Source organism: Nocardia acidivorans NBRC 108247, assembly GCF_001625085.1.
In the GTDB taxonomy this organism is placed as follows: domain Bacteria; phylum Actinomycetota; class Actinomycetes; order Mycobacteriales; family Mycobacteriaceae; genus Nocardia; species Nocardia acidivorans.
This window is the reverse complement of sequence record NZ_BDAW01000137.1, coordinates 1-4,246: the sequence shown is the minus strand read 5'-3', so window position 1 is coordinate 4,246 and position 4,246 is coordinate 1. Positions and strand designations below refer to the sequence as shown.

At 64.4% G+C, this 4,246-nt stretch carries 3 protein-coding genes; 1 reads left to right on the top strand and 2 read right to left on the bottom strand.

All coding sequences use genetic code 11. The features are described from left to right. Both NA10_RS34955 and NA10_RS34950 read right to left on the bottom strand, forming a co-directional pair. Positions 1-651 (bottom strand): hypothetical protein (locus NA10_RS34955; protein ID WP_218021642.1); only part of this gene is annotated, 651 nt, incomplete at its 3' end. Next, a complete protein-coding gene (locus tag NA10_RS34950) occupies positions 645-3,197 on the bottom strand; it encodes an ATP-binding protein (RefSeq protein ID WP_157557012.1) in 2,553 nt (850 codons plus the stop codon). The genes NA10_RS34950 and NA10_RS34955, both read right to left, overlap by 7 nt. A 675-nt stretch (positions 3,198-3,872) precedes the next feature. Here NA10_RS34950 and NA10_RS34945 point away from each other — a divergent pair. Further along, the coding region (locus NA10_RS34945) for a hypothetical protein (RefSeq protein WP_218021641.1) at positions 3,873-4,246 on the top strand (374 nt) is incomplete at its 3' end.

The following is a 4,246-nucleotide window of genomic DNA, read 5'->3' as shown; positions in this document are numbered from 1 at the left end:
ATTCTGGTCCACGTAATCGAGAAGCAGCTGCCTCGTCTCAGTTATGCGTTGTGCAACAAAAGCTTTGACCGAGTCTGCGCGCAGGAATCGCCGCATGGATTCGCGCTGTTGGTCCTTGTCGGCTCTCAGGTCGGGGTCCAAGGAGACGGCGGCGGCTTGCAACTCCGGCAGGTAGGCATCGAACGGCAACCCAAGGCGCGCGCACAGATCGGTGGCGTTGGATTTCATGAAGCTGTTGAAAATCCGTGACGTGTCATCGAGGTGATCGGGGTCGGTGGCTGCCAGGCTCCAGGTGAGTCGGCTGCTGTAGACGTACTCGAGGTCCAAATCGCTATTGAGCCTTGGCTGTAGACGCTGGGCCAACTCGTAGAACACTTGGCCGTCGCGCGAGAGGAACCGTAGTCGGCGCAGACCGCGACGGTTCGCCTCGCGGAGCATCCAGATGACGGCACCGACGAGTGCAGGCGCGGCGACGCCTGCCGCGACATCTCGAATGATCAGTTCGTGCTCGTTCACCACCGGTACCGCCGCGCGTGCGTCGCGGCTTGCCCGACTGAACAGGGATGCGGCGTCTCCGAGGTGCGTCGAATGGTCGAGCATGATCTGCTCGTATCGGGTCGTGCTCTTGGACGTGGGGCGCATCGTCACCATTCTCTCAGCACCGTTTCGATGCGGTGTGCGGCGTTGATGCCGAGGCGGTGGCAGATGGCGCCGGCGATATCTATCTCGGGAACAGGGTCGCCTCCACGGCGTTCGGCAAGTCGCGCCCGGCTGGCGTGCACTCGCGCGACCCATAGTTCGTCTCCAAGGTCGACGAAGATCTCTTGCGCTGCAGCCAATGCGGCCGTCGCAGCATCGAAATCGCCGGTGTCCCTGTGCAGCAGGCCGAGATGCCGAAGGGTCCGGGCCTGGGCTGGTCGGTCGCCGATACGCTGAAACGCTTCGAGGGCGGCCTGAATCTCCTGGTGGGCGAGATCCCAACTCCGGTTTGTACGATGCAGATCGGCCAGGCTCAGTTGAGTTCTCGCAATCCAACGATGGTCTGCGATCAGTTCGAAGATCTGGCGGGCGTCGTCGAGGTCGGCGGATGCTTGTTTGGCTTCACCGGCGAGGCGGCGGGCGTCTCCGCGGTTACGCAGCGTCACGGCGATTCCTCGGCGGTCGGCCAGGCTGTCGAACAGCGCGAGGCATTCGTCGAATGCGGCGGCGGCTCGGGCGAAGTCGGTTTCGTTGCGATGCACGACGGCGATGTGGCGCAGGGCTCTGGCTTGCCATCGTTGGTCGTCCAGGTCGCGGAAGGTCTGCAGCGCTTGCTCGAACAGGCGCAGCGCCTGATCGTTGTTCCACTGGTCCCGGTGGACGAGTCCATATCGAATCAGCGTTCGGGCTTCCTCAAGTCGGTCGTCGAGAGCACGGTAAATCGTCAGGCTCGATTCGAAGTGACGGCACGCGTCGTCCCAGCGTGACAAGCCTCGGCTGGCGTCGGTGATGCCGTTGAGCACGCCGGCAATCGAGCGGGAATCGCATTCGGCTTCAACGATTTCGAGTGCGTCGGAGAAGGCGGAGATGGCTTCGTCGAGTCGCCCCTGGTAGCGGCGGGTGTCGCCGAGATTGCGCATTGCAATGGCCCATTGGCGCCGGTCTTCGAGGCGGAGGAAGATTTCGGCGGCGTTGGTGAGCATTTCGTTGGCCTCGTCGAATCGCCCGAGTTCGCGGTAAAGGGCGCCGAGGCTTCGAAGCGTCGCCGCTTCGGCGTGCTCGTCGGCGATTTTGCGTGTGGCGTCCAAGGCGAGATGGTGAGTGCGGGCCCACATCTGCCAATCCACGCGCCAATCGAACATTGCCGGGAGCGTCTCGACCAGCTGCCACGTCGGCTCCCAGAGTTCCAGGTTGTGCGACAGCTCGACGGCGGCCACAAGATTGACCTGTTCGGCCGCGAACCAGCGCCGAGGGTCGGTTCGTTCCACGCCGGTCAGCGTCGGCGCTTCATTCGCATTGTCCTTGCGGGTGTCGGGGTGAAGCTTGGCCGTGGCGACCTGCATTGCGCGGGTGTACTCGCGGACGAGCCGTTCCGCGGCTTTTCGGCGAGCATCGGCGGTGTCGAACGCGGTCGAGCATTCGCGGGCGAAGTCTCGGATGAGGTCGTGTAGTCGGTAACGGATCTGCCCCGTCGGATCCACCCCGGCGAGCTCGACCAACTGACCATCGACAAGGCTCTCCACCAACTGCTCAGCGTCGTCGAGATCGGTATCGAGCAGGGCCGCCACGTTCCACGCAGGAAAGCTGGTGCCCGTCAAAGCCAGTGTCCGAAAAGCGATTTGCTCCTCGGTGCTGCGGCTGCGGTAGCTCAGCGCGAACGACGCTCGCACTTCGAGGTCTCCGACCTTGAGCAGGTCGAGTCGGCGGGTCTCATCGGCGAGGCGTTGTGCGAGCCAGGCGATGCTCCAACTCGGTCGGGACATCAGACGTGCGCCGGCGATTCGCAAGGCGAGTGGGAGGTGCCCGCACATGCGGGTCACCTCCGCCACCGCCTCCGCCTCCGCCACCGCCTCCGCCTCCGCCTCCGCCACCGCCTCCGCCACCGCCTCCGCCACCGCCTCCGGCTCGGCTGCCGCCCTTTCTGCGCCGACCAGGTTCGTCAGCAGGGCGACTGCTTGGTCCTGCGCCATCACGTCCAGATGTACGGCCTGCGCCCCAGGCAGTGCGGCCAGGCGGGATCGGCTGGTGATCAGGACAGCGCAACTCGAGGTGCCCGGAAGCAGTGGGCGCAACTGCGTTTCGTCAGCGGCATTGTCGAGGACGACCAGCATCCGGCGTCCGGCCAAGCAGGCGCGGTAGCGGCGGGCCCGTTCGTCGATGTCTTCGGGAATTCCCGCGCCGTCTATACCCAGTTCCCGGAGGAACCCGGCGATGACCTCGCTCGGCTCGAGCGATTCAGCTTCTGCACCACGCAGATTGGCGTACAGCTGTCCGTCGGGGAAAGCGTCGGAGACTCGATGTGCGACGTGAACGGCCAGGGCCGTCTTGCCGACGCCGGCTTTGCCGGAGATCGTCGCGATCGGCACGGCGATGCCGGAGTTCTCGCCCAGAACGCTGATGAGGTGCGCGATCTGCTCGGTACGTCCAGTGAAGTCGTTCGTGTCGGGCGGCAGATGCATCAAAGTCCGAGTCGACTGCGGACCGCTCGCCGAAGCCACAGGATCAGCGTGGGGGACGGATGACGCTCTGCCAGCGTTGTTGCTGGTTGGCGCGTAATCCACGGCCCATCCCAGTTGAACGGGGCTGGTCCGAAATAGGCGGCAGAGCAGGTCCTGGTAGTCGAAACTGGGCCAGGCCCCCGCCTCCCACTCCATCCAGGATCGGACGACCAGTCCTCGCGGTTTGAGATTCTCGCGACGACACATCTGATGGAAGCGATCGACCGCTTCAGTGACCGTCCAACCCCAAGCCAGCCGGTGTGCTTTGAACAAGTTGTGTCCGCAGGTGTCAGCGATCTCCTGGGCCACGATGTGTAGCAGTTCGACGCGGAGCTCGTCGCCCTGCCGCAATCGCTCGAGGTACCTGCCCCTGACCCGATCGGCACACCCGGAATCTCCCCGCCGAGATCCGTTGTCGCCCATGTTCTTTACGCCCCCTGCACCGTCAGGTGCCTACGCTCGAGTGCTCCCCGTACGTTATCTCGCGGACCCCGTCGAGCTCCACCGAAGCCGATCTTTCCGTTGATCACGATGAGGGTCCGCTTCCAGGTGAGAGCCGGCCTCCACAGCGGCGATCGGCCGGCACGCAAACCCTCTCGACCAGTGCAGTTCCCGATGTTCACGCCTCTCACCTAGGTGAGACGCCTTCTCGTCTATCGAGCACCCGCCGCGCCGGTGACGCTGGTTTCGGCGCTGATTCTCCGCGCCGTGATCTGTAGAAGGGAGAAGAGCGATGGCCAAGCGACCCTGGCGCCGACCGCAGTGGCGTGCACGGAACGTCCGGACTCACTGCTGACGCAGACGTTCGCGCCGGTGTGCGGATCGCCAGCGTCGTCCGTCGACGGCTATCCCCAGAGCGTACTGACCGGCTGGACCTACAGCCCCAGCTATGGCGGCGTGAAAATGAATGAGATCGAAGACCTTACGCCCTGGCCGCTTCTATGTTGCTTCGGAATCGGTGAGCCGTACGACCTCCCGGACGGCATTGAAGTCACCATGGCAGGAAACCCCGACGGCTGTCCTGACCATGCCACCGTCTCCCACGAGAT